At 70.9% G+C, this 25,596-nt stretch carries 22 protein-coding genes and 2 pseudogenes; 3 read left to right on the top strand and 21 right to left on the bottom strand.

The genetic code is table 11. The annotated features are described in order from the left end of the window. Window positions 1-13 precede the first annotated feature (13 nt). Complete coding sequence (locus ACF1A5_RS30505; protein ID WP_392196101.1) at window positions 14-583, bottom strand: YqgE/AlgH family protein; 570 nt, start codon at window positions 581-583, stop codon at window positions 14-16. Between the two features lie 275 nt (window positions 584-858). Between ACF1A5_RS30505 and murA the strand changes: the two genes are divergently transcribed. Further along, the gene (gene murA, locus ACF1A5_RS30500) at window positions 859-2,199 is read left to right on the top strand and encodes a UDP-N-acetylglucosamine 1-carboxyvinyltransferase (protein WP_392196100.1); all 1,341 of its coding nucleotides are present in this window, start codon (window positions 859-861) and stop codon (window positions 2,197-2,199) included. 201 nt (window positions 2,200-2,400) lie between these two features. On the opposite strand, the gene ACF1A5_RS30495 is transcribed toward murA, so the two are convergent. The 10 genes and pseudogenes from ACF1A5_RS30495 to ACF1A5_RS30450 form a co-directional block, all read right to left on the bottom strand. Then, window positions 2,401-2,682 (bottom strand): HU family DNA-binding protein, encoded by a 282-nt coding sequence (locus ACF1A5_RS30495; RefSeq protein ID WP_003990598.1) that lies wholly within the window; start codon window positions 2,680-2,682, stop codon window positions 2,401-2,403. A gap of 347 nt (window positions 2,683-3,029) precedes the next feature. Next, entirely contained in the window at window positions 3,030-4,454 is a 1,425-nt protein-coding gene (locus tag ACF1A5_RS30490) for an NAD-dependent malic enzyme (RefSeq protein ID WP_392196099.1), read from the bottom strand. A 408-nt stretch (window positions 4,455-4,862) separates the two neighbouring features. Continuing rightward, window positions 4,863-7,235, bottom strand: coding sequence for a HelD family protein (locus tag ACF1A5_RS30485; protein ID WP_392196098.1), 2,373 nt, complete (start codon window positions 7,233-7,235; stop codon window positions 4,863-4,865). Between the two features lie 172 nt (window positions 7,236-7,407). Then, window positions 7,408-8,220, bottom strand: a complete 813-nt coding sequence (locus tag ACF1A5_RS30480; protein ID WP_392196097.1) for an anti-sigma factor family protein — start codon at window positions 8,218-8,220, stop codon at window positions 7,408-7,410. Then, window positions 8,220-8,801: a sigma-70 family RNA polymerase sigma factor gene (locus tag ACF1A5_RS30475; RefSeq protein ID WP_356189700.1), complete on the bottom strand. Its 582-nt coding sequence runs from the start codon at window positions 8,799-8,801 to the stop codon at window positions 8,220-8,222. Before ACF1A5_RS30475 ends, ACF1A5_RS30480 begins: the two co-directional genes overlap by 1 nt. A 504-nt stretch (window positions 8,802-9,305) precedes the next feature. Beyond that, window positions 9,306-9,638, bottom strand: a pseudogene (locus ACF1A5_RS30470) (CGNR zinc finger domain-containing protein); the annotation flags it as partial. A gap of 228 nt (window positions 9,639-9,866) precedes the next feature. Continuing rightward, a pseudogene (locus ACF1A5_RS30465) lies at window positions 9,867-10,127 on the bottom strand (ABATE domain-containing protein); the annotation flags it as partial. 222 nt (window positions 10,128-10,349) lie between these two features. Next, complete coding sequence (locus ACF1A5_RS30460) at window positions 10,350-11,525, bottom strand: uroporphyrinogen-III synthase (protein ID WP_392196096.1); 1,176 nt, start codon at window positions 11,523-11,525, stop codon at window positions 10,350-10,352. A 155-nt stretch (window positions 11,526-11,680) separates the two neighbouring features. Beyond that, window positions 11,681-13,033 (bottom strand): nitrate/nitrite transporter, encoded by a 1,353-nt coding sequence (locus ACF1A5_RS30455; RefSeq protein ID WP_392196095.1) that lies wholly within the window; start codon window positions 13,031-13,033, stop codon window positions 11,681-11,683. Window positions 13,034-13,155: 122 nt separating this feature from the next. Continuing rightward, a complete protein-coding gene (locus ACF1A5_RS30450) occupies window positions 13,156-13,653 on the bottom strand; it encodes an ATP-binding protein (protein WP_392196094.1) in 498 nt (165 codons plus the stop codon). Window positions 13,654-13,885: 232 nt separating this feature from the next. On the opposite strand from ACF1A5_RS30450, the gene ACF1A5_RS30445 reads away from it, so the two are divergent. Then, window positions 13,886-14,740 carry a DUF5753 domain-containing protein gene (locus tag ACF1A5_RS30445; protein WP_392196110.1) on the top strand — a complete coding sequence of 285 codons (855 nt, stop codon included), beginning with the start codon at window positions 13,886-13,888 and terminating at the stop codon, window positions 14,738-14,740. An 11-nt stretch (window positions 14,741-14,751) separates the two neighbouring features. Continuing rightward, window positions 14,752-14,934 carry a DUF397 domain-containing protein gene (locus tag ACF1A5_RS30440; RefSeq protein WP_392196093.1) on the top strand — a complete coding sequence of 61 codons (183 nt, stop codon included), beginning with the start codon at window positions 14,752-14,754 and terminating at the stop codon, window positions 14,932-14,934. A 144-nt stretch (window positions 14,935-15,078) separates the two neighbouring features. Here ACF1A5_RS30440 and ACF1A5_RS30435 read toward each other — a convergent pair whose 3' ends face one another. From ACF1A5_RS30435 to ACF1A5_RS30390, 10 genes are all read right to left on the bottom strand, one after another. Beyond that, window positions 15,079-15,303: a hypothetical protein gene (locus ACF1A5_RS30435; RefSeq protein WP_392196092.1), complete on the bottom strand. Its 225-nt coding sequence runs from the start codon at window positions 15,301-15,303 to the stop codon at window positions 15,079-15,081. Continuing rightward, window positions 15,300-15,941, bottom strand: a complete 642-nt coding sequence (locus ACF1A5_RS30430; protein WP_392196091.1) for a hypothetical protein — start codon at window positions 15,939-15,941, stop codon at window positions 15,300-15,302. The genes ACF1A5_RS30435 and ACF1A5_RS30430 overlap by 4 nt, the downstream gene beginning before the upstream one ends. A gap of 132 nt (window positions 15,942-16,073) precedes the next feature. Continuing rightward, complete coding sequence (locus ACF1A5_RS30425) at window positions 16,074-17,099, bottom strand: hypothetical protein (RefSeq protein WP_392196109.1); 1,026 nt, start codon at window positions 17,097-17,099, stop codon at window positions 16,074-16,076. Beyond that, a complete protein-coding gene (locus ACF1A5_RS30420) occupies window positions 17,096-17,743 on the bottom strand; it encodes a hypothetical protein (RefSeq protein WP_392196090.1) in 648 nt (215 codons plus the stop codon). Before ACF1A5_RS30420 ends, ACF1A5_RS30425 begins: the two co-directional genes overlap by 4 nt. Window positions 17,744-17,996: 253 nt before the next feature. Next, a complete protein-coding gene (locus ACF1A5_RS30415) occupies window positions 17,997-18,638 on the bottom strand; it encodes a hypothetical protein (RefSeq protein WP_392196089.1) in 642 nt (213 codons plus the stop codon). 236 nt (window positions 18,639-18,874) lie between these two features. Then, window positions 18,875-19,531 (bottom strand): hypothetical protein, encoded by a 657-nt coding sequence (locus ACF1A5_RS30410; RefSeq protein ID WP_392196088.1) that lies wholly within the window; start codon window positions 19,529-19,531, stop codon window positions 18,875-18,877. Between the two features lie 90 nt (window positions 19,532-19,621). Next, window positions 19,622-20,998, bottom strand: coding sequence for an acyltransferase (locus ACF1A5_RS30405; protein ID WP_392196087.1), 1,377 nt, complete (start codon window positions 20,996-20,998; stop codon window positions 19,622-19,624). Continuing rightward, complete coding sequence (locus ACF1A5_RS30400; RefSeq protein WP_392196086.1) at window positions 20,995-23,343, bottom strand: glycosyltransferase; 2,349 nt, start codon at window positions 23,341-23,343, stop codon at window positions 20,995-20,997. Before ACF1A5_RS30400 ends, ACF1A5_RS30405 begins: the two co-directional genes overlap by 4 nt. Next, window positions 23,343-24,437, bottom strand: a complete 1,095-nt coding sequence (locus ACF1A5_RS30395) for a translation initiation factor IF-2 (RefSeq protein WP_392196085.1) — start codon at window positions 24,435-24,437, stop codon at window positions 23,343-23,345. The genes ACF1A5_RS30400 and ACF1A5_RS30395 overlap by 1 nt, the downstream gene beginning before the upstream one ends. Before the next feature lie 153 nt (window positions 24,438-24,590). Next, the gene (locus tag ACF1A5_RS30390) at window positions 24,591-25,556 is read right to left on the bottom strand and encodes a LysR family transcriptional regulator (protein WP_392196084.1); all 966 of its coding nucleotides are present in this window, start codon (window positions 25,554-25,556) and stop codon (window positions 24,591-24,593) included. Between the last annotated feature and the right edge of the window lie 40 nt (window positions 25,557-25,596).

Genomic DNA, 25,596 nt, shown 5'->3' with positions numbered 1-25,596 from the left:
AAGCTCACAGCCGTCAGTTGAGCGAAGGGTCGTCCGGATACGTGGCGACCATGGCCAGCTCGTTGCGCTGGCGGCGCAGCACCTCGCGCCAGAGTCTCTCCGGCGCCGGTGAGGAGACGTCCCCGGGCTCGGACTCCACCACGTACCAGGCGCCCTCCACCAGCTCGTCCTCCAGCTGGCCGGGACCCCAGCCGGCGTATCCGGCGAAGATCCGCAGGGAGCCCAGGGCCGAGGCCAGCAGCTCCGGCGGGGCCTCCAGGTCGACGAGACCGATCGCGCCGTGCACCCGGCGCCAGCCCAGCGGGCCGCCCTCGCCGGAGCCGCCGGGGATGACGGCGACGCCCAGCGCGGAGTCCAGCGATACCGGGCCGCCCTGGAAGACCACCCCGGGCTCGCCGGCGAGCTCCCCCCAGCCCTCCAGGATGTCGCCCACGTCCACCGGCGTCGGACGGTTGAGGACGACACCCAGGGAGCCCTCCTCGTCGTGGTCGAGAAGAAGCACCACCGCACGATCGAAGTTCGGGTCCGCCAGGGCGGGGGTGGCCACGAGCAGCCGTCCTGTGAGCGAGGACACCTCGGTCATGCCAGACATGATCCCGCATCTTGCCTCGGCATGGGGAGGCAACCGGGTCATGGGGGTGAAGGCAGCTCAGGGCGCACCGGTGCGGTCCGGGCGCACGGATGGCCCGGTGACCCCATGTGCCCACCGCGGAACGGTTCGTGTTGTGACACAGCGATGACATGACTGGGTCGCGCCTGGGCTTACGGAAGGGGGGCACACGGCGATTACTCTGTCTCTCCGGCCCCTCCCCAAAATGATCGGCCGACCCCTGCCCGACTCATCGGAACGCGAGATTCATGACCGTCAACGACGATGTCCTGCTTGTCCACGGCGGAACCCCGCTGGAGGGCGAGATCCGTGTCCGCGGTGCGAAGAACCTCGTACCGAAGGCCATGGTCGCCGCTCTGCTGGGCAGTGAGCCAAGTCGACTGCGCAACGTTCCGGACATCCGTGACGTGCGGGTCGTGCGCGGTCTGCTGCAACTGCACGGGGTGACGGTCCGTCCGGGTGACGAGCCGGGCGAACTGGTCCTCGACCCGACGCACGTGGAGAGCGCGAACGTCGCCGACATCGATGCCCACGCGGGCTCGTCGCGCATCCCGATCCTGTTCTGCGGCCCGCTGCTGCACCGCCTCGGGCACGCGTTCATCCCGGGCCTCGGCGGCTGCGACATCGGTGGCCGGCCCATCGACTTCCACTTCGACGTGCTGCGGCAGTTCGGCGCGACCATCGAGAAGCGGGCCGACGGCCAGTACCTGGAGGCTCCGCAGCGGCTGCGCGGTACGAAGATCCGGCTGCCGTACCCGTCGGTCGGCGCGACCGAGCAGGTCCTGCTGACGGCCGTGCTGGCCGAGGGCGTGACCGAGCTGTCCAACGCGGCCGTCGAGCCGGAGATCGAGGACCTGATCTGTGTCCTGCAGAAAATGGGCGCGATCATCGCGATGGACACCGACCGCACCATCCGCATCACCGGTGTCGACAAGCTCGGCGGCTACACCCACCGCGCCCTCGCGGACCGGCTGGAGGCCGCGTCCTGGGCCTCCGCGGCGCTCGCCACCGAGGGCAACATCTACGTCCACGGCGCCCAGCAGCGCTCGATGATGACGTTCCTCAACACCTACCGGAAGGTGGGCGGCGCCTTCGAGATCGACGACGAGGGCATCCGCTTCTGGCACCCCGGGGGCCAGCTGAAGTCGATCGCACTGGAGACGGACGTCCACCCCGGCTTCCAGACGGACTGGCAGCAGCCGCTGGTGGTGGCGCTCACCCAGGCCACGGGCCTGTCGATCATCCATGAGACGGTCTACGAGTCCCGGCTGGGCTTCACCTCCGCGCTGAACCAGATGGGCGCCCACATCCAGCTCTACCGCGAGTGCCTCGGCGGTTCCGACTGCCGCTTCGGCCAGCGCAACTTCCTGCACTCCGCGGTCGTGTCCGGTCCCACCAAGCTCCAGGGCGCCGACCTGGTCATCCCGGACCTGCGCGGCGGCTTCTCCTACCTCATCGCCGCCCTGGCGGCCCAGGGCACCTCCCGGGTCCACGGCATCGAGCTCATCAACCGGGGCTACGAGAACTTCATGGAGAAGCTCGTCGAGCTCGGCGCGAAGGTGGAGCTGCCGGGCAAGGCGCTCGGCTGACACCCACCCCTCCACTCCGGCCGGGCACAGCACCGCCCCGGTCGGGGGTCCATATGGCAGTGGCGCTCGGCCGGCACCGTCCGGGCCCCTACACGCCGATGGGGCGGCCCCCTTCACCGGGGGCCGCCCCATCGGCGTTTTCGCGCTTCACAGGGCCCCGTGGGCCCCGTACGCCGTCGCGTGGCGCACGAGCGGCGGGGCTTACTTGCCCTTGGCCGCTTCCTTGAGCTTGCTGCCCGCGGAGACCTTCACGCTGTAGCCGGCCGGGATCTGGATCGGCTCGCCGGTCTGCGGGTTGCGGGCGGTGCGAGCGGCACGGTGGGTGCGCTCGAAGGTGAGGAAGCCAGGGATGGTGACCTTCTCGTCCCCCTTGGAGACGATGTCGCCGACGACGTCGGCGAACGCGGCCAGCACGGCGTCGGCGTCCTTGCGGGTCACCTCGGCGCGGTCGGCCAGCGCGGCCACCAGCTCACTGCGGTTCATGTTCTTACTCCCGTGTTCTTCTTGCCGTTGAGGCGTGCCACGCGGCGAAGGCCGCATGTCGGGCACCAGCGAAGCCGATGCTGCCAGGTCCTCGGTGAGTTCCCGGACCCGGGTCCGTCCCTCTGACCCTCGCGCCCTTGGGGGTGCCCCCCAGGGACGCGGTCCTGAGGAAGCATCCTGCCCCTACCTGCGGCGGGAAAGCCAATCCGGCACCCGGTGGAGTCGTGAGAACACCCGTGGGAGTCACACGAAGAGCGCCCCTGATCCTGGCCGTCACCATAGAGGCGAGGCAAGGACCCGGGTTCCGCGACGCGCCGGGCGTCAACCGTGGCAATCCTCACAGCCCCCTACGAGACGGACGGCGTCGCTTCGACGGCCCTGGCCGCCTCCCGCACCGCGCCGGCCACCGCGCCCGCGACCTTGTCGTTGAAGACGCTCGGGACGATGTAGTTCGGGTTCAGCTCGTCCTCGGTCACCACGTCCGCCAGGGCCTGCGCCGCGGCCAGCATCATCTCCGTGTTGACGGTGCGGGACTGCGCGTCCAGCAGGCCGCGGAAGACACCCGGGAAGACCAGCACATTGTTGATCTGGTTGGGGAAGTCCGAGCGGCCGGTCGCCACAACTGCCGCCGTCTGGCGGGCGATCGCCGGGTCCACCTCGGGATCGGGGTTCGCGAGCGCGAACACGATGGCGTCGTCGGCCATGGCGGCCACGTCGTCGCCGTCGAGGACGTTGGGCGCCGAGACGCCGACGAAGACGTCCGCGCCGCGCACGGCCTCCTTCAGCGTGCCGGTGAGGTTCTCGGGGTTGGTGTTCTCGGCGATCCAGCGCAGCGCCGAGTCCGGGGCTGCGTCGACCAGGTCCTCGCGGCCCGCGTGGACCACGCCGTGGATGTCGGCGACGACCGCGTTCTTCAGGCCCGCGGCGATCAGCAGTTTCAGGATGGCCGTACCGGCCGCGCCGGCCCCGGACATCACGACCCGGATGTTCTCGATCGCCTTGCCGGTGCAGCGCAGCGCGTTGGTCAGGGCGGCGAGCACGACGATCGCGGTGCCGTGCTGGTCGTCGTGGAAGACCGGGATGTCCAGGGCCTCGCGCAGTCGTGCCTCGATCTCGAAGCAGCGGGGGGCGGAGATGTCCTCCAGGTTGATGCCGGCGAACCCGGGGGCGATCGCCTTGACGATCTGGACGATGGCGTCGGTGTCCTGGGTGTCGAGGCAGATCGGCCAGGCGTCGATGCCGGCGAAGCGCTTGAAGAGGGCCGCCTTGCCCTCCATGACCGGCAGCGCGGCCTTGGGGCCGATGTTGCCGAGGCCCAGCACCGCCGAGCCGTCCGTCACGACCGCAACGGAGTTGCGCTTGATGGTCAGGCGGCGGGCGTCCTCGGGGTTCTCGGCGATCGCCATGCAGACGCGGGCCACACCCGGCGTGTAGACCATGGAGAGGTCGTCACGGTTGCGGATGGGGTGCTTCGACGCCATCTCGATCTTGCCGCCGAGGTGCATGAGGAACGTACGGTCGGAGACCTTGCCGAGCGTGACGCCCTCGATGCCGCGCAGCTGCTCGACGATCTCCTCGGCGTGCGCCGTGGAGGTGGCCGCGATGGTGACGTCGATACGGAGCTTCTCGTGGCCGGACGCGGTGACGTCGAGGCCGGTCACCGAGCCTCCGTGGGACTCGACGGCCGTGGTGAGCTGAGAGACCGCGGTTCCGCTCGCGGGCACCTCCAGCCGGACCGTCATCGAGTAGGAGACGCTGGGCGCCGTTGCCATGGCCGACTTCCTCTGCTTTCACCGTGTAGCGGGTTGTGCCGTCCGATCGTCGCACCTACCCCTGAGTACGTGGTAGCCGCACAGGATTGCGGACGTTTTGTTCACGAGGAGGGGCTGATATCGGAAAACAACTTCCACCATACGAGAGTGGATCAGCTCGCGTCAGGCGTCCGGGCAGCGAAAGAGGCCCACGTCACAGTGCGACGTGGGCCTCTCTCACGTTCAGCGACACCGACCCGCCATGCTCGCCTCGCGGCAAGTGGTCGCTCGTAGCGACGAAGGTTGGGCCCGGGGGCTTGGATCGGGCCGGTGTCACGTCCAGGCTAACAAACGGATCCGGTAGGGCAATTCCCGTGGCGGGAGTTCCTCTTCCCGTCCCCCGGTCGGCCCCACGGCGCCGCCCGCCCGTCAGTCCCGCAGCAGGTCCGGCACCCCGGCCCTGTCCGGCTCGTCCCGCTCGCCCGAGACGACGGTGAGCTGCCGGGTGGCCCGGGTCAGGGCGACGTAGAGCACCCGCAGGCCGGCCGGCGACTCGTCCGCGATCTCCGCGGGCGAGACGACGAGCGTCGCGTCGTACTCCAGGCCCTTCGCCTCCAGGCTGCCGAGCGCCACCACCCGGTCGCCGAGCCCGGCCAGCCAGCGCCGGGCCTCCTCGCGCCGGTTCATGGCGACGACCACGCCGACCGTGCCGTCGACCTGCTCCAGCAGCCGCTCGGCCTCCGTCCGCACGGTCCGCTCCAGCGTGTCCCTCACGACGGTGAAGCGCGGCTCCACGCCGGTGGAGCGCACCGCCGAGGGCGCCTTCGCGCCGGGCATGGCGAGCGCGAGCACCTTCGCGGCCAGCTCGGCGATCTCGGCCGGGTTGCGGTAGTTCACCGTCAGCTCGAAGCGGCGGCCGCGGGACGGGCGGCCCGCGCCGCCTCCCCCGGCGGGGAGCCGGGCGCCGGGCAGGCGGGTGCCGAGGGCCTCGTCACGGGCCTCGGCGGCCTCGTCGGGGTCGGACCAGGAGGACTGGGCCGGGTCGCCGACGACCGTCCAGGTGGCGTGCCGGCCGCGGCGGCCGACCATGCGCCACTGCATCGGCGTGAGGTCCTGCGCCTCGTCGACGATGACGTGCGCGTACTCGGTGCGCTCCTGCGCCAGGCGCTCGGCCCGCTCGCGCTGCGTCTCCTCACGCACCGGCATCAGCTCCTCCAGACCGGTGAGCTGGTCCAGCGGGTCCATCTCGCGCCTGCGGCGCGGACGGGCCGGGGTGCCGAGAATCGCCTGGAGCTCGTCGAGCATGGCGATGTCGTGCACGGAGTGGCCCTGCCGGCGCAGCGAGCGGGCGACCCGGCGCACCTCGCCGGGGTTGAGGACCCGCCGCGCCCAGCGGCCGAGCCGGCGCTCGTCGGCCATGGCCTCCAGCACGGCCCGCGGCGTCAGCTCGGGCCACCAGGCGTCGAGGAAGGCGATGAACTCGTCCTCGCCGGCCACGTCCTCGTCGAAGGAGGAGCGCAGCTCGGCGGCCAGCTCCGGGTCGGTGTGCCGGCCGGCCGCGCCGGAGCGCTCCCACAGCGCGTCGAGCAGCAGCTTGCGGGCCCGCGGGCGGAGCAGGTTCACCGGGGCGGTGCCGCCGAGCACGGCGCGGCGGACCCGGTCCAGCTCCTCCGCCCGGAGCTCCAGCCGGCGGCCGAAGGCGACGACCCGGAGCCGGTCCGGCGCGCCGCTCAGCTCCAGGGCGCCGCGGGCGGCCTTGCGCAGCACCTTCAGCATCCGCGACGAGCCCTTGGCGCGGGCCGTCGACGGGGAGTCGTAGAGAGTGGCCTCGGCGCCGTCGACGAGCGAGCCGATCGCGCGGATGGCGACCTGGCCCTCCTCGCCGAGGGAGGGCAGCACGCCCTCGGTGTAGGCGACCAGCAGCGGGGTCGGCGAGACGATGAGGATGCCGCCCGCGTACCGGCGCCGGTCCTGGTAGAGGAGGTAGGCCGCCCGGTGCAGAGCGACGGCGGTCTTCCCGGTGCCGGGCCCGCCCTCGACATAGGTGACGGAGGAGGCGGGCGCGCGGATCACCATGTCCTGCTCGGCCTGGATCGACGCGACGATGTCCCGCATGGTGTGGGTGCGGGCCTGGCCGAGCGCGGCCATCAGGGCCCCGTCGCCGATCACCGGCAGTTCCTCGCCGTCGAGGAAGGCCGTCAGCTCGGGGCGCATCAGGTCGTCCTCGACACCGAGGACGCGGCGGCCCTTGGAGCGGATGACCCGGCGGCGCACGACCCGGCCCGGGTCGACCGGGGTGGAGCGGTAGAACGGGCCCGCCGCAGGCGCCCGCCAGTCGATGACCAGCGGCGCGTAGTCCTCGTCGAGCACGCCGATGCGGCCGATGTGCAGGGTCTCGGCGATGTCGGCCGTGCGGTCGGGACGGACCGCGCCCTCGGCCGGCTCGACCGCGGTGTACGCGCCGTCCGGGCCCTTCTTGCCGTCCTTGCCGGGCAGCAGGTCGATACGGCCGAAGAGGAAGTCCTCGAACTCGTTGTTCAGGCGGTTGAGGTGGATGCCCGCCCGGAACACCTGGGCGTCGCGCTCGGCCAGCGCGCCGGGCGTGCCGACCTGGCCGCGCCGGGCCGCGTCGTGCATGAGGAACTCGGCCTCGTGGATCTTCTCCTCGAGGCGCCGGTACACCCGGTCGAGGTGTGCCTGTTCCACGCTGATCTCTCGGTCGCGTACGGAGTCGTGCGCCGCTTCGTGCGCCGCGTCGTGAACCGAGCCGACCGCGGTTTCCTGTTGAGCCTGAGCGGCCACCGGGCCCCCTTCTGACGTGCTGGGCAGCCGTCAACCGTACGCGAAGGGGGCCCCGCGAGGCTACGGACCTGCCCGGTGGATCGTGCCGGGCGGGTCCGGCGGATCGTGCCGGGCGGGTCCGGTGGATCGTGCCGGGCGGGTCCGGCGGATCGTGCCGGGCGGGACCGGACGTCTACGCGTCGACCTCGACGAGCCGCTTGCCGTCGAACGTCATGACCTCGAAGTGGTCGATCTGGTTGGGGGCGAAGGCGGCGCCGCCGTGGACGTAGAGGGGGTTCTTGGCCTCCTCCGTCTTGGCGTTCGGAACGCCGTAGCCCCAGTTGGGGACGGCCCAGGAGGTGACCGTCTCCCGCTCGCCGTTCTTGCCGACGGCGATCAGCGAGCACTTCTGCGGGCCGGTGACGTTCTTGAGCTGGAGGACCGCGTGGGTGCCCCAGTCCCGCTTCTCCATCGCGACGGTCGCGGTGACGTGGGTCCCCGGGTCCGTGGCGGTGCGCTTGTCGGACATGGTCTGGAACGCGCTCTGCGCGGGCCCGGCCGCCATGTTGTGATCGCCGCCGTCGTTCGAACCGCCGGTCGCCGCGAGCACGGTCAGCGGACCGCCGACGATCAGCGCGGCCGCGGCCGCCACCAGGTAGAAGCCGCGCCGGCGCTTGTGGGCGCGGCGCTCGGCCACCTCGTCGACGAGCTTCTCCATCAGACGCGGGGTGGGCCTGGCCGACAGGGACTCGCCGACCGCGGGCGTGCCGGAGCCCGGCAGGTCCGCGAGCGCGGCAAGCATCGGCTCCATTCCGGCCAGTTCGTCTAGCTGCTGGGCGCACCACTCGCAGGTGGCCAGATGCGCCTCGAAAGCGGTTGCCTCGGCGTCGTCGAGAATGCCGAGGGCGTAGGCGCCGACGGTCTCGTGTTCGTTCGGGGCCGGTGATCCCTGCATGGACCCAGACATACCCGAACCACCCGTTCCGAACCCCCCGTACATGCTCATCACGCCGTCACCCCCCGCTCCTCCAGAGCCAGCTTCATCGACCGCAGGGCGTAGAACACCCGTGAGCGCACAGTGCCGCTGGGTATACCCAGCGTCTCGGCCGCCTCGTTGACGGTACGCCCCTTGAAGTACGTCTCGACGAGCACCTCCCGGTGGGCCGGGGTCAGGTCGTCGAGCGCGTCGGACAGCGTCATCAGCCACAGCGCCTTGTCGATCTCGTCCTCCGCGGGGATGACCTCCAGCGGCGACGGATCGACCTCCTGCGGCCGGGCCTGCCGGCTGCGGTGGCCGTCGATGACGATGCGCCGGGCGACCGTCACCAGCCAGGGGCGTACCGAACCGGTCGCTCGATTGAGCTGGCCGGCGTTCTTCCAGGCACGGATGAGCGTCTCCTGCACCACGTCCTCGGCGCGCTGCCGGTCTCCGGCCACCAGTCGCAGGACATACGCGAGCAGAGGTCCGGCGTGCTCCCGGTACAGGGCACGCATCAACTCCTCGTCGGGTTCCGAAGGCTGGGACATGCGATGTCGGGCCCTCTGTCCACGTTCATTGGCCACGACGGAATCCTTGCGCACGCCCACCTCCGGTGTCCGGGGGTTCCCCCAGTCGGTCTCGCACCGACGGGTACGGACGCGGAGAGCCTCGCGTTCAAAGCGAGGCGACGAATTTCTGCGGGGTGACGTGACGAGAGGGACATGAATACACATTCCCCCCGCGTGATCTTTACATATCAGACACATGGGAAACGGAGTGGGAGCGTCGGCAGGGCTGCCCGTCCGCCGGTGCGGCGAAACCGGGTGTTGCCGAAATCACTTCACAAGTGGACGCACAGAAGCGGCAATTGGGGCGCCGGAGTTCCGTCAGGGCCTTTCTTTCGGATCTGGCCGGCTCCAGGCGACGGTGCCTTCTGTGGTACCCGAGCGAGGTCTGGTGCGTGCAGCTGCAAGGCGGAGGAGGGAGTCGACGCGATGGGGGTCCCCCCTGCCCGAGCGCAGCCGAGAGCTCGGGGGAGTCGGCGAGTGACGACAACGCGGCAGATGTGCGTGCCAGACCCCGCGCCCCCGGCAAGATCCGAAAGAGAGGCCCTAAGCGCGGGCGAGGGCCGCGCGGCGGCGGTGCCGGGCGACCCGTTCCCGGTTGCCGCAGACCTCGCTGGAGCACCAGCGCCTCCTGCGTCCCCGGGACGTGTCCAGGTACACGATCGGGCAGTTGTCGCCCTCGCACTGGCGCAGGCCGGCCCGTGCGACGGGGTCGGTGAGCAGTTCGACGGCGTCCCGCGCGACCGCCGCGAGCAGCGCGGCGCACCCGGGCGGCTCTGCCAACTCCCGCACCAGCGCCCCGTCTTCCGCCCGCACCAGACGTGGCACCGGCGGCGCGGCCCGGGCGACCTCGTTGACCCGGGCGAGCGCCAGGTCGTAGGGGCGGGTGGGGGTGAACCGGCTGGGGCGGGAGGAGATGGGGCCGTCGGGGCGGGGAGGCGTGAGCCCGTCGGCGCGGACGGGCAGGAGCCCGTCGGCGGGGCCTGGCGGTCGGCCGTCGACGTGGGCGAGTCCCTCGGCGCGGGCGGCCGGGAGCCCGTCGGACCGGCCGGGCGTGAGCCCGTCGGCTCGGGCGAGGCCCTCGGCGCGGGTGGGGGTCGGGGCGTACGGCCGGGACCCGGGCGGGAGGCAGCCGGTCACCAGGCGGCCCAGGTGACCGCGCAGTTCGCGGAAGGCGGCCGGCCAGGACGCGTCGACGTGTGCCAGCTCGGTGGCCGCCGGGACCAGGCCGGAGCCCGTGATCCAGGCACGCAACGGCGCGACGGAGCCGAGACGTTCCTCGGGGTGGGTGGTGGAGAGGAGATCCAGGCAGATCCGCCCCGCGTCGAACCGCAGCTCGTACGGGGCCGTCGCCGTGCCCAGTGCCATGTGCCTGTCACCGCCTAGGGTCACCCCGGTCAGCAGAGGTGGGCGGGGTGCTCGTCAGGGCTGGGAAAGCGTTCCCTTCCACAGTGCCCGTCCGCCCCCGCCACCGGAACCCCTCGTACCGCCGGGCCCCGACACTCGGCCACCCGCGCCGGGCGTCCCCGCCCTTCTCCTCGGTCGCCGCCCCTGGGCATCCGCGTACTTCTCTCTCGGCGGCCGCCGGCCCTAGGCGTCCGCGTACTTCTCGTCGGCCGCAGGGTCCAGGGCCAGCCGGTACCCGCGCTTGACCACCGTCTGGATCAGCTTGGGCGCGCCCAGTGCCGTACGCAGCCGGGCCATTGCCGTCTCCACCGCGTGCTCGTCCCGCCCGGCCCCCGGCAGCGCCCGCAGCAGTTCGGCGCGGGCGACCACCCATCCCGGGCGCCGGGACAACACCCGCAGCAGCGACATCCCGGCCGGCGGCACGGGCCTGAGGTCCCCGTCCACCAGCACCGCGTGCCCCCGGATCTCCACCCGGTGCCCGGCGATCGGCAAGGACCGCGCCCGGCCGGGCAGTTCCTGGCACAGCAGCTGCACCAACGGCCCGAGCCGGAACCGCTCCGGTTGCACGGTGTCGAGGCCACGGGCCTGCAACGGCAGCGCGGTGACCGGCCCGACGCAGGCGGGCAGCACGTCGTGCCCGAGCGCGGTCAGCAGCTCCGGCAGCAGCCCCCGCTCCTCGGCCCGGGACAGCAGCGAGGCGGCGGCGGGCGCGCTGGTGAAGGTGAGCGCGTCCAGGCCGCGGGAGACGGCGGCGTCGAGCAGCCGGTCGAGCGGGCTGAGGTCCTCCGGCGGCATCCACCGGTACACCGGGACGGGAACCACCTCCGCTCCTCCCTCCCGGAGCGCCTCCACGAACCCGGGCAGCGGCTCGCCGTGCAGCTGTACGGCGACCCGGCGCCCCTCGACGCCCTCCTCGAGGAGCCGGTCGAGCACCTCGGCCATGGACTCCGACGACGGCGACCACTTCTCGGTCAGCCCGGCGGCCCGGATGGCGCCCTTGACCTTGGGCCCGCGCGCCAGTACCTCGACCTCGCGCAGCCGGGCGAGCAGTGCCTCGCCGAGCCCCCACCCGTCGGCCGCCTCCACCCATCCGCGGAAGCCGATCGCGGTGGTGGCGACCACCACGTCGGGCGCCAGGCCGATGATCTCCTTGGTGGCGGCGAGGAGTTCGCCGTCGTCGGCGAGCGGCACGATGCGCAGGGCGGGCGCGTGCAGGACGGTGGCCCCGCGCCGCTGGAGCAGCGCGCCCAGTTCGTCGGCCCGGCGCGCGGCCGTCACGCCCACGGTGAACCCGGCGAGGGGCCCGTGTTCCGGCCGCTGTTCCGTCCGCTGTCCCGGTCGCTGCTGTTCGTCGTACATGGCTCTCGTCCCGCACTCGAGTCGTCGTCCCTGCGAGGGGACCGCACAAGGGCGTGTGTCCCCGCGTGCGTCCCCGGGGGCCGTCCCTGTATGCCGAACGAGCCTGTCAACGGCGCGTGACAGGCTCGGTTCGACTTTATGTCACCAGTGTTACGTCACACCTCGGCGTAGCTGAGCTGCGGTTCCGCCTGCGCCGCGGCGGCTTTGGCCGGAATCTGGCGGGCCGGGCGGCGAAGGTATACCGCCCAGGTGACCACGAAGGCGGCGCCGTAACAGGCGAGGAAGGCGACGAAGGCGCCGGTGCCGGAGCCGTAGGAGAGGAAGGACTGCCGGAAGGCGAGGTTGATGCCGACGCCGCCGAGCGCGCCCACGGCACCGATCAGCCCCATGGAGGCGCCGGACAGCCGCCGCCCGTACGCCGCGGCCTCCTCCCCCTCCAGTCCCCGGGCGTGGGCCTTGGCCTGGAAGATGCCGGGGATCATCTTGTACGTCGACCCGTTGCCGAGCCCGCTGAGCACGAACAGCACCACGAAGACCGCCACGAAGAGCGGCAGCGACTTCTCCATGCTGGCGGCGACCAGGACGGCGGTCGCGGCGGCCATGGCGACGAAGTTCCACAGGGTGATCCGCGCTCCGCCGTAGCGGTCGGCGAGCCGGCCGCCCACGGGCCGGATGAGGGAGCCGAGGAGCGGCCCGATGAAGGTGAGGTAGGCGGCCTGGAGGGGGGTCCTGCCGAACTGGTTGGTGAGCACCTGGCCGAAGGCGAAGCTGTAGCCGATGAAGGAACCGAACGTCCCGATGTAGAGGAACGACATGATCCAGGTGTGGGCGTCCTTGGCGGCGTCCACGGCGGCGCCGGTGTCGTTCTTCACGGAGGCGATGTTGTCCATGTAGAGCGCGGCGAGGACGGCGGCTACGACGATCAGCGGGATGTAGATCCCCAGCAGGACGCGCGGGCCGCCGCCGGCGCCGATGATCGCGAGCGTGACGAGCTGGATCACCGGGACCCCGATGTTGCCGCCGCCCGCGTTGAGCCCGAGGGCCCACCCCTTCTTCCGGAGCGGGAAGAAGGCGTTGATGTTGGTCATGGAGGAGGCGAAGTTGCCCCCGCCGATGCCGGCCAGCAGCCCGACCCACAGGAAGGTGGAGAAGGAGGTCCCCGGCTCCATCACGGTGAACGCGGCGACGGTCGGCACGAGCAGCAGACTGGCGGAGATGATCGTCCAGTTCCGCCCGCCGAAGACGGCGACGGCGAAGGTGTAGGGCACGCGGACGACCGCGCCGACGAGGGTGACCATCGAGGTCAGCAGGAACTTGTCGGCGGGGGTGAGCCCGTACTCCGGCCCCATGAACAGCACGAGCACGGACCACAGCGTCCACACCGAGAACCCGATGTGCTCGGAGAGGACGGAGAAGAGGAGGTTCCGCCGGGCGACCTTCTCCCCCGTCTCCGCCCAGAAGACCTCGTCCTCCGGATCCCAGTGCTCGATCCAACGCCTGGCTGTCATGACGCCTCCACGGTGCTCCGGTGCTCGGGTGCTCGGCTGGTTCTGCGAGTGGTTGAGTCCCGAAGGTAGGGAGGACGCGTTTCCGCGCTGTGGCCGTGGGTGACCGGAAGGGAACGTTGCTCTCACCCGGCGGGGTGGGGGGATGAGAGGTGGGCGGGCCCCCTTCGTGCGGGGTGCCGGCCGCCCACCTCGAACCACAGCAGTTTTCCCGCCCCCCGCCCCAGCAGGTCGCCCCCGAGTGCCCACCCTCCCCAGGAGTCCGCGTACTGCTGCACGAGGAACAGCCCCCGCCCGCCCTCGGCACCGGCCGGGGCCGGCGGGACGCGGTCGCGGGGAGGCCCGTCGAAGGGGGCGGGGATGTGCGGATGGCTGTCCCAGACCCCGACCCGCAGCCGCCCGCCGCTCAGGGCCGTCAGCCGAAGGGAGGCGGGCCCGCGGGTGTGCCGGTAGGCGTTGGTGACCAGCTCGGAGGTCAACAACTCGACGGCGTCGAGGACTTCCTTCCGTCCATGGCTGTTCAGGGCGGCCCGCACGGTCATGCGTGCGACGCGTGCGGCGCGGGGGTCATGAGGCAGACGGAGGGCGTACACCCAGGTGTCGGGCAGGGCTACGGTGACCATGGCGTCCTCCGGACAAGGGGAAGGTGTAGGTGCGTTGCTTGCGCTCAACGGCCGCGCCGGGCGGTGGCAGTGCCTGGGGTGGTGCGCTTCCGGCTTATGGGCGGGGGGAGTTGGGCGGCGCGAGACTCAGCCTAGGGCAGGCGATGTGATACTTAACCCCAAACCGGCATGATGATTAACAATTCGCTCCTGAGGGTGACCCGCAGGATGCGCCATGACGAGAGAGGGCTCCGTGCCACCCAGTGCCGCCCCCACCCTGCGCCAGCAGCGCCTCGGCACCGAACTGCGCAAGCTCAGGGAACACTCAGGGCTGACCGCGACCGCCGCCGCAGCACTACTCGGACTCAAGCAGGCCCAGGTCAGCAGCATCGAAGCCGGCCGCTACGCCGTCAGCGCCGATCGCGTCCGCACCCTGGCCCGCGCCTACAACTGCGGCGACCAGGCACTGGTCGAAGCCCTCGCGGCGATGACCGGCGGCCGCACTCGCGGCTGGTGGGACGCGTACCGGGAGCACCTGCCCGGGGGGTTGATCGACCTCGCCGAACTGGAGCATCACGCGGTTGAGTTGCGAGTGGCCCTGTCCCTGCACATCCCCGCCCTGCTGCAGACCACGGACCACGCCCGCAGCATGCTGCGGGAAGCAGTCCCGCCCTTCCGTCCGTACGAGCTCGAACACCGCCTGTCGTACCGCATCAAGCGACAGGAGATTCTTCACCGCGCGGCTCCGCTCCCCTATACGGCACTGCTGCACGAGGCGGCGCTGCGCATGCAGTACGGAGGACCGGACATCGCCCGCGCACAACTGGCCCACCTCCTGGAGGTGAGCGAGCAGGACAACGTCACCCTTCGCGTCATCCCCTTCACCTCCCCGCACTTCCCCGGCAACGGGCAGTCCTTCGACTACGCAGCCGGGCCCGTGCCCCAACTCGACACGGTCCAACTGGACACGCACCACGGCGGCTGCGAGTTCCTGGACGCGGAGGCGCAGTTGGCCAAGTACCGGACCGTGCTGGACCGGATGGAGTCCTGCGCCCTCGAACCCGCCGGCTCACGCAAGGTCATCGAGAGCATCAAGCAAGGCCTCTGAGAGGGACCGACATGCACATACGCACCTGGCAGAAGTCCACGTACAGCCCTGACGGCTCGAACTGCGTCGAGATATCCCACACCCCCAGAACCATCCACGTCCGCGACTCGAAAACCCCCACCGGCCCCCACCTGGTCTTCCCGCCCACCGCTTGGGCGGGCTTCCTCTCCTACGCGGCGGGACGGGACCGCTGAACCACTCCGGCTGCGGCGGGTCGGGGGTCAGCATTGACGGACTGGATGTCCAGGATCACGACCTCCTGGCCCCGGCCGAAGGTGCCGTAGGGCAGGTCTTCACCGGCGGTGCTGCGGCCATCGCGGCGCCCGCCGAAGTCCTGATCAGGGCTGGCACTGAGTCGCCCCTCTGGTGGAGATGATCTGGGAGGTCTGCCAGACACCGTCGGCGTTCTTGTCGAGCCGGGTGTTGTAGAAGACGTAGCTGTCCTTGGTGGGCGGCGTCTTGTCGATCTTCTTGGTCTTCTTGTCCTTGCCGTAGCCCTTGGTCTCGTCAGCGCAGAACGTCAGGGCGGCCGACCCCGCGAGAAGTCGGGTGTGGCGGCTCACGGCCGGCACCTGTCTGCCCCGCGCGTGGAAGCGATCTTCACGAGCTCCCAGACTCCCTCGTCGTTCTTCTGCACCTGAACGCCATAGGCGACGTAGCTGTCCTTGGTGACTTTCGTCTGCTTGATCTCGTTCGTCTTGATGACCTTGGAGTAGCCCTTGCTTTCATCTCCGCAGTAGGTGAGAGAGGCCTTGTTCCCGGACTCAAGGCTGACCTTCCGGTCGAAGTAGCGCACGGTTCCGGTGACGGTCCAACCGACGTCCTTGAACGACTTGACCCACTCCTGGGCCTCGACCGCTCCCTCGCCCTCCGCGTAGTACTCAAGAGCGGGGAAGCGGGGATTCTGGGCGACAATGGCCGCGTTGAGAGCCCTGATGAGCTCGGCATTGTCAGCCAGCACCGCATCCTTGACCGCGTCACCCGTCTTGTCCGGCGTGAAGGTGAGTTTCACATCAGAAGGCAGCTCGATCCTCGGGCGGCCCCCAGTCGCCGAAGCCGAGGGCGAGGCCGATGCCGACTTCCCGGTGTCCACGCCCGCGGCCCCACCACCGCCCTTGGAGCCGGAGCCGCCTCCGCCGCACCCCGCGAGAAGGAGCGCGGCCGTCGTAGCGGCGACGGCTGGGGTGAGGTGACGGGTCACAGATGGCTCCTGGTAGGGGTTGGCTGAAGCGAGGCAGCCGGTACGCATTGAGGCGGTCGCTGTACGCCAGCTGCGACTACGACCGCGACGGCCACCGCGGCCTTCTCTCACTGACCGGCGGCCGGTCGGGGGTCAGCGGTTGACGGACTGGATCTCCTGGACCACGACGTCCTGGCTGGCGCCGAACGTGCCTTCGGGCAGGTCTCCACCGGGGGTGCCGGTGCCGGTCCAGTGGATCTTCCACGTGAGAGTGGCCCTGAGCTGGTACGAGCCCTCGCCCGAGGAACGCAGGTACTTCACCCCACACGGTGGGGTCTCGTCCGCCTTGCCCTTGGCGTACGGCTCACCGATCCGTTCACCGTCGAGCGGGCAGACGCCGGACGCCGGGTAGGTCTCCGCGTCGGAGGTGCCCGGGTCGATCTTCAGGGAGACCGGTTCCGCGGTGGTCGTCGCCGAGATGCCCAGCACCGGGACGGACGCGGTGACGGACACCGGCTTGAACTGCGCCCCGTCCAGCCAGGCCCAGGTCGGCAGGTTCACCTTCGTCGTACCGGCGGGCGCCAGGGTGACCTTGGTGCTGGGCACGCGGATCTCGTTGTAGGCAAGCTCCGCAAGGACCTTCGGAGTGACGGCGTTCTCGATGTTCGCGGGCGGAGGGTCGCCCTTGTCGACCCAGAAGATGGGCTTGTCGCACTTGTCCCAGCCGGGCGGGAAGTCCTCGTTTACATACGAGTCCCACCAGTAGCCCTTGCCGGACTTGTCCTTGTTGAAGTCCTTGTACGGGTGACCGTCGACGTACCGCGCGCGCTGCGAGGCGTCCCACTCCGCACCCGTGGACCCGGCCTCCCAGATCGGCTCCAGATACTTCTTCAACTGCTCCGGCGTGTACTTCGGCGCGTACCAGCAAGCCGGCGGAGTCCAGGACGTCGTCGAGGTGACGGGGCCTACGGAACTACCGGAACCGTTCTTGGAACGGTCGAAGACGATGACGCCGGCCGTAGAGGAGATTGTGTCGCCGTCGACTCCCCCTGACGTTTTTCCGCCCGAGGGCGTTTGAGCACCGCCACCGACCTTGTTGTCGGCATGGGCAGTAGATGCGCCCACAAGGATCGAGGTAATCACGGCCGCAGTGAACAGCGCCCGTGATGTGGCGTTCAGGGCTGGCACTTGGAGCTCCCCCGCTGCGAGATCAGCTTCTCGATAACCCAGACGCCGTTGTCATTCCTGTGCAGCCGGGAGCTGTAGAGGACGTAACTGTTCTTGGTGACTGGAGTCTTGTCGACCTTCTTCGTCTTCAGGTACAGGTCGTAGGCCTTTCCCTGATCCTCGCAGTAGACCAGGGAAGCGCTGCTCGGGCTGCTGACGTCGACAACGGCACCGTAGTAGCGGTACGCGCCGGTCGTACGCGCCTTGGCCTTTTTGTACGCCTCGATGAACTGCTGGGTCTGCGCTGCGGCCTCACCCTCGTAATAGAACCGGTAAGCCTTATCGAGGGGGTTCTGATGAACGATCGCCAAGTCGACGGCCTTGATCGATTGCTCACTGTCGGACAGGACCGCGTCCTTGTCCTTGTCGCCCGTCTTCGGCCAGTCGAAGGTGTAGGTGAGGTCGGCCGGCAACTCGATCTTCGGGCGGCCCGCAGTCGCCGAAGCCGTGGGCGAGGGTGAGGGCGATGCCGACTTCCCCGTGTCCGCGCCCGCGATGTTGTCATTGTCCTTGGAGCCCGTGTCACCTCCGCCGCACCCAGTGAGGAGGAGTGCGGCTGTCGTGGTGGCGACGGCTGTGGTGAGGAGGCGGGTCACGAGTGGCTCCTGGTGGCGCGGCTGAGGTCAGGTGAAGCAGCCGATACGGTACCGAGATCATCCACCCACGTACCAGAGCGAATTGCTTTCGTTACGCCCGCACATGAGACGTCCTCGAACGGAATTGGCGCCTCCGCGCTGTGCCCCGAGCCTGTGCCGGGCAGAGGAACGGAGCGAGGGCGGCGGAGGTGACCACCGTGCAGCGCCGGTGGTTCAGGCCGGCACACCGCGCTCCCGACTCTCACACACATTGTCAGGGCTGGCAGGCCTTGTCCCCCCGATTCGAGACGACGTCAGTGGTCTGCCAGACGCCGTCGGCGTTCTTGGCGAGCTTGGCGTGGTAGAGCACGTAACTGTCGGCGGTCGTGGGCGTGTGTTGGGCCTTGCCGGTCTTCCGGTCCTTGAGGAAGGACTTGCTCTCGTCGGAGCAGTAGGTGACGTAGGCCCCGTTCCTACCGGAAAGGGTCACCCTGTGATCGAAGAATCGGGTCGTGCCGGCCCAGGTGTCGCTCTTGTCGAGGTAGCCCTGCACGTAGGTGATGGCCGAGCTCAGCGCCCTGCCCGTGTTGTAGAAGCCGAGGGCCTTCGTGTTGGTCTTGCCCTCGAAGATAGCTTCATCGATGGAGTTCACGCCAAGCGCGTTGTCAGCGAGAACCGCGTCCTTGGCCGCGTCGCCGGTCTTCTGGTCCTCGAAGACGTTGCTGGCGTCGGACGGGAAGCTGATCTTCGGGCGGCCCGCAGCCGCCGAAGCCGTGGGCGATGCCGATGCGGACTTCTCCGTGCCCGCGCCCGCGATCTTGTCGTTGCCCTTGGAGCCGCTGTCGCCTCCGCCGCACCCAGTGAGGAGAAGTGCGGCTGTCGTGGTGGCGACGGCAATGGTGAGGAGGCGGGTCACGGGTGGCTCCTGGTGGGGCGTGTCTGAGGTTGGCGAAGCAGCCCGCAAGGTATCGAAATCATCCTCGGCCGCACCACAGCGAGTTGCTTCCGTTACGGCCCCACACGGGACGTCCGCCAGCGGAATTTATGCCTCCGCTTCACACCCCGAGCCGGCGCAGGGCGTAGAAGTTGCGGCGGAGACCTTCCTCAAGCCTTCGGGACCACCAGAAGGTCCCATGGGTCCAGACGGTCCGCTTACGCAGCGCACGCCTTCTCCCCCCGCTTGGACACCAGGTTGCTGGTCTGCCAGACACCCTGCCTGTTCCTCTCCAGACGGGTGTTGGAGAGCACGTACGGGCTCTCGCTGGACGGCCTCTTGTCGACCTTGTTCGTCTTGCGATTCTTGTTGAATCCCTTGCTCTCGTCGGAGCAATAGGCGACAGATGCCGTCGTGGGGCCAGACAGAGTGACCTCGGGGGCGTAGTAGCGAGTGGTGCCCGTGAAGGAGAGATCGGCGTCCACATACGCCTTCACCCATGCCACCGCACCGGTCAGCGCCTTGTCCCGGTAGTAGAACGAGAGGGCTGGCGCACTGATATCGCCTCGGAGAATGGCGTCGTTCGTCGCGTCGATACGCCGAGCGGTGTCCGCCAGAACCGCGTCCTTCGCCTCGTCCCCTGTCCTCCAGTTCTCGTACTTGTCCGTCGCGTCCGACGGCAACTCGATATTCGGACGCCCAGGCGAACCCGACACTGACGCGCTCGGCGAAGCGGAAGGAGTGACGCCCGGGTCCGCTCCGGCGATCTTGTCGCTGTTCTTGGAGCCGCTGTCGCCTCCGCCGCATCCCGCAAGGAGGAGCGCGGCCATCGGTCCGGCAAGGGCCATGGCAGGCATACGGGTTCGGCGGGTCACGAGCGGCTCCTGGTGGGGCGTCCGAGGTTGGTGAAGCAGCCGGTACGGTACCGAGATCACCGGCTGCCACACCACGCGGCATTGTGCCTGCTACGACCTCACATCAGATGCACGTGAACGGAGCGCACGCCTCCGCTCCCCGCTCGGCCACAGCCTGGGACTCCGTCCCGCCGCCACGTCCTCGATCCAGCCGAAAGCAAGGATCGCCAGGGCGATCAGGGGCCACACCAGCAGGAACATGCACAGCGTGTAGGAGGAGTCCAGCGCGGATGTGGCGGCGTCGCTCTGGAGGAAGGGGAGGTCGTAGGCCAGGTCGATGAGCGGGACCGTGGCCGTGATCAGCAGGTTGTGCCAGAGGTAGATCGTGACCGCCCGGTTGTTGGACAGGGTGACCAGTCTGTCCCAGCGGCGCAGGCGGCCCGGCAACTCCCGCCAGGCCGGGGAGTACTGGAGCAGGATCACGACGAAACCGAAGGACCAGAACGCCTGGGCCAGCGGAATGTCGTTCAGGTCCCAGTGGTCGGGGCCCTGGTGGCCCGAGGCCCACCACAGCGCGAAGGCCATCAGGAAGACGGAGAGGGAGACGGCCAGATAGCGCGGGAACTTCGCCGACATGCCCTCGTGGTGCGCGAAGCCCAGCACCCAGCAGCCGCCGTAGACCGCGAAGTCCGTCACCGCGTTGCCCGTCTCGCCCGGGATGGTCACCACGCCCGTGCCCACGACCGCGGTCAGCGCCAGGGGGGCCAGCAGCGTCGGCCAGGGGGCGCGGCGGAAGGCCCACAGCAGCAGCGGTGAGGCGACCACGAACCACAGGTAGGCGCGCAGGTACCACAGTGGACCCGCCGCGTCGTCCGGCCAAGTCCGCTCCAGCAGGCCGGAGTCGGAGCCGAGGTGCCAGGGGTAGGGCGGGGCTCCGATCGGGACGATGTAGTCCAGCAGGCGCGTCAGGCCCAGGGTGCCGCCGATGTCCGGGTCCTTCGCCGCGTTCCAGCCGGCGGCGAACATCAGCGTCAGCAGTACCGCGCTGAACGCCCACAGCGGCGGCAGCAGCCGACGGAGCCGGCCCCGGATCACGCTCAGCGCCGGGCGCTGGAGCGAGCGCGCCATCAACGAACCCGCCAGCGCGAACATCACGCCCATCGACGGGAAGAGGACCGTCAGCCACGCCCAGCCGAAGAGGTGGTAGAGCACGACGCGGACCAGGGCGAGGGAGCGGAGCAGGTCCAGGTAGCGGTCCCGGCCGGACGGCCTCCCGACCGAGGCGACTCCCGGCGTGACCGAAGAATCGGCGGCCTTCACGCTCGCCGCGCTCGTCGTGGCCTGCGTGCCCGTCGCGGCCCGCGCCGCCTCGGCCGCCTCCGTCCGCGGGCGCGGAATCCCGTATTCCGGCGTCGGCTCGGCGCTCGCCGTCGTCGGCTCCGGCGTCGGCTCCGGCGTCGGCTCCGCGCCGAGGTGTCCCTGTGTCATCCCACCGGCCTCCGTTCCGCCGCGTCGTCCGTCCGCCCCTCCGCCGCCGGCGACGGGGAAAGGGAGGCGGCCGGATCCGAGGCCGGGGCCGAGGACGGCACCGAGCCCCCGCCCCCGGGCGCCTCCACCACCCCCGTGCGCCGCAGTTTCTGCCAGCGCAGACGGCCGCCTGTCAGTGCGGTGATCCAGGACTGGAGCAGGACCACGTACATGAGCTGGCGGTAAAGAATCTGCTGCAACGGCAGGGAAATCAGGTGGGTCATGCGTTCGCGGTCCAGGCGGAAGGCGTACGCCGCGCAGACCACCTGGACGGCAAGGACGCCCAGCCAGGCCAGGATCGTCTTCCCGGTCGGGCCGAAGACGACGCCGTAGAGGAGGAAGACGTCGATCAGGGGGGCCAGCAGCGGGGCGACCACCATGAACAGGGAGACCAGGGGCAGACCGATGCGGCCGAAGCGGCCGGAGGGGCCGCGGTCCAGCAGGGCCCCGCGGTGCTTCCAGATCGCCTGCATGGTCCCGTACGACCAGCGGTAGCGCTGGGACCACAGCTGCTGGACCGACTCCGGCGCCTCGGTCCAGGCGCGGGCCCTCTCGGCGTAGACCACCCGCCAGCCGGCCCGGTGCAGCGCCATGGTGATGTCGGTGTCCTCGGCGAGCGTGTCGTGGCTCATGCCGCCGACCTGTTCGAGGGCCGAGCGCCGGAAGGCGCCCACCGCGCCGGGAATCGTCGGCATGCAGCGCAGGATGTCGTACATGCGCCGGTCGAGGTTGAAGCCCATCACGTACTCGATGTGCTGCCAGGCGCCGATGAGGGAATCGCGGTTGCCGACCTTGGCGTTGCCCGCGACCGCGCCGACGCGCGGGTCGCCGAAGGGCTGCACCAACTCGCGCACGGTGGACGGTTCGAAGACCGTGTCGCCGTCCATCATCACGATCAGGTCGTGGCTCGCGTTCGCGATGCCGCGGTTGAGGGCGGCGGGCTTGCCCGCGTTCAGCTGGCGGACGACCCGGACGTCCGGCAGGCCCATGTCCTCCACGATGCGGGCCGTGCCGTCGCTGGAGCCGTCGTCGACGACGAGGATCTCGATCGGATGCTCGCTCGCGGTCAGTGAACGCACCGTGTTCTCGATGCACTTGGCCTCGTTGTAGGCGGGCACCAGCACCGACACGGGTTCGGTGACCGGCTCCCCCCAGCGGAAGCCGGGGCGGCGCACCCGGCGGGCGTGTGCGCCGGACAGCAGGAACATCAGCACGAAGCGGGCGATGACCAGGCCGCCGACCACCGCGAGGCAGACCACCAGGGCGTCGGTGATGTCGTCGGAGGCCTGGACGAGGAAGACCCACGCCCGCCCCTTCCACAGGTCGGTCCCGGTGACCGGGGTGTGCGCGCTCGGCGCGTCGAGTGCCTCGGTGAGGTTGTCGAACCGGTAGCCGCGGGACTGGAGTTCGGGCAGGAACCGGTCCAGCGCCCGCACCGTCTGGTGGCGGTCGCCGCCGGAGTCGTGCATCAGGACGACGGCGCCCTTTCCGCCCTGCGGGGTGGCGCGGCGGATGATCTCGTCGACGCCGGGCTTGCGCCAGTCCTCGCTGTCGGTGTCGTTGACGACGGTGATGTAACCGCGGGAGCCGATGTACTCGGTCACCGGCCAGGACCTGTCGTCCATGGCGTCGGCGAAGGAGGAGTACGGCGGCCGGAACAGCGAGGTGCGGATGCCGGCCGCGCCGGTGATGGCGAGCTGGTTCTGGGACAGCTCCCAGTCGATGCGCTTCTTCGACTGGTACGACAGGTCGGGGTGGTTGAAGGTGTGCAGCCCCACCTCATGGCCCTCGGCGACCATGCGCCGGACCAGCTCCGGGTAGCGCGAGGTCATGGTGCCGGTGACGAAGAAGATCGCGTGCGCGTGGTGCTTCTTCAGCACGTCCAGCACCTTCGGCGTCCAGGTCGGGTCGGGGCCGTCGTCGAAGGTGAGCACCAGGCGGTGGTCGGGCACGCGCAGGCTGGTCGCGCGGCCGCCCCGGGTGTCGATGACCGGGCCGCCGTCGAGGATCTTCTCGGGGACCCGGTCGGTGGCGCTCTCGGACTGGATGCGGTGGTCGGCCAGGATCTCGCTGTGCACGTATCCGCGCAGCATCAGCATCGCCATCAGCGCGCCGAGGAAGAGGGTGGGCAGCAGCAGGCGCAGGGGCAGGCGGCGCCGGGCGCTCCCGCGTGCCGCGGGCGCGGAGATGGGAACGGTACGGCGGAGGCGTGAGCCACGGGTGGTGCCGGGCGCCGTGCGCCGGGCGCGCGAGCCGTCGCGGGCCGGGTCCCCGGTCCGCGGCCGGCGGCGGGTGGGCTGGGCCATCAGACGACCTGCACCGTGAGGGAGGCGCCGGAGCCGGCCGGGGCCGTGTCCCCGGCGGCGGGCGTGGGCGAGCCGGATCCCCCGGTGGCCGGGGGTCCGGAGGCGGTGGTGGCCGGGGGCTCGGAGGCGGTGGTGCCCGGTGCGCTCGGGCCGGGTTCCTGGGCCACCGGCGTGGGCGTGCTGGGGCCGTCGGCCACCGTGCCGGGGCCGCCCGTGCCGGAGCCGCCCGAGACCTGGGACGGGGACGGACCGGGCGAGGGCTCGCCGCCGCCCGCGGACGGGCTGGGGTCGGGCGAGGCGGAGACCGGCGGCGGGGACGGCTCCACGGCAGGGACGGTGGCGCCGGTGCCCGGGATCTTCGGGGTGCCGGTGACGGACGGCCGGGGCGCGGCGGAGGCGCCCGGCGCGGTCGGTCCGGCGGAGACGCGGGGTGCGCCGGCGGTGGTGCCGGGCGTGGGTGGGACGACGGCGGCGGCCGTCGGGGCGGTCCCGGGCAGGGCGCCGCTGCCGTCGGCGCCGGGCGGGCGGGCCGGGTCCGAGGGTGCGGGAGAGCTGTCGACCGTGCTGGCGGGCGGGTCGTCGGCCTGGCCCGGCACCGGCAGCCAGGGTGCGTTGGAGTTGCCCGACACGAGGGTGACGACGATGACGACGGCGTAGACCGCGCAGGTGAGGCCGACCGCCATGCCGATACGGCGGAACCGGCGGCTGCGGCGGCCGGACTCGTCGACGAAGACGGGTCCGTCGGAGCCGCCGTCCCGGCCGCCCGCGCCGTGCGGGGCGGACCGGTCCGGCGACCGCCCCGCGACACGGTCGAGTTGGACGGTCACCTCGGCCGGGTCCGGGGCGTCGCCGCTCCGCCCGTCGCCGGGGCCGCTGCCGGTCCCACCGCCGGGGCCGTCGCCGGCCCCGCGGCCGGGCTCGGGTTCCTGCCACGGGTCCTCGACGCGCGGGGCGCCGGTGAGGGCGGTGTCCCCGACCGTCCGGAGGTCGCCCTCGGCAGTGGGCGCCTCACCGTTCGCGGCGGCGGTCGCCGGCCATTCCGGCTGGGTGCCTTCCCGGCCCTTGAGTGCGTTCTTCAGGTCTTTCACGCGCACGTACGTTCCCCCCACGGGAGTGTTCCGGGCGCGCGTACGACTCCGAGCCCGCGTCGCCGGACTCGGCCCCCACCGGTCCGAGCGCCCCCCTTGTCACACCGTGCTCGGCAGGCACGAACGTAGCGCCCGCGGGACGTGCGGATTTGCAATGTTTCAAGGGTGAACGGAATTGACCGATTCGTCGACGTCCGGAATCCATCCCGTTTCGGGTCGTCGCAGCCAGCCCTCCGCTTCGGCGGTCTCCGCGGCGGCGCGGCGCACCGCGCCGAACGCCGGGTGCGTCAGTCCCTTGCGCCACACCAGGGACACCGGGGACAGCGGTACCGGGTCGACGAGCGGCCGTACGACAGTGCCCGGCAGGGCGGCGAAGCCGACCACCGCGAGGACCGGGTGCCCGGACTTGGCCATGAGCCGCTGGAACTCCTCCTCCCCCACCGCCAGCGGGGCCGGCGGCGCGACCGCGATGCCGCGGGGGTCGAAGAGGCGGTGCGCGAGGTCGGTCCACTCCGGGGTGCGGGGGTTGCCCGCGCCGGCGTACACGGTCTCGCCCGCCAGCGCGGCCAGCGGGACGGCCGCGAGCGGTGCCAGCGGGTGCTCCTCGGGCAGCAGCAGGGCCATCGGCTCGTACCGCACGTGCTGGTGGTCCAGCCGGGCCCGCAGTCCCGGGTCCAGACCGGCGAACCGCCCGAAGGACGCGTCCAGCCGCCCCGCGAGCACCTCGGCGGCGGCGTGGGCCAGCCCGCTCTCGAAGCGGGCCATGATCTCGTGCTCGGGGGCGAGTTCGCGGGCCCGGTGCAGCACGCGGCGGCCGGTGTCCAGATTCGGGGAGTTGAGGTCGACGAGCAGGGGCCGGGCCTGCCCGAAGGCGGCCAGCAACTCGTCCTGGGCCTCCAGGGCGCGCCGCGCGTACGGCAGCAGCCGCTCGCCGTCCGCCGTGAGGGTCACCTGCCGGGTGGTCCTGACGAACAGCTCGGCGCCCAGCTCCCGTTCCAGCCGCCGTACGTCCCTGCTGAGCGCCTGCTGGGCGAGGTAGAGCCGGACCGCGGCCCGGGTGAAGTGCAGCTCCTCGGCGACGGTGACGAAGGCGCGCAGCAGACGCGGGTCCAGGTGGGCGGGCATGGGCCGAACCTACAACGGCGCCGTCCGCACCTTTGCGGGG

This window comes from Streptomyces sp. NPDC014864 (assembly GCF_043081525.1).
Lineage (GTDB): Bacteria > Actinomycetota > Actinomycetes > Streptomycetales > Streptomycetaceae > Streptomyces.
The sequence above is the reverse complement of the archived record's forward strand: the minus strand, read 5'-3'. Positions and strand labels throughout refer to the sequence as shown.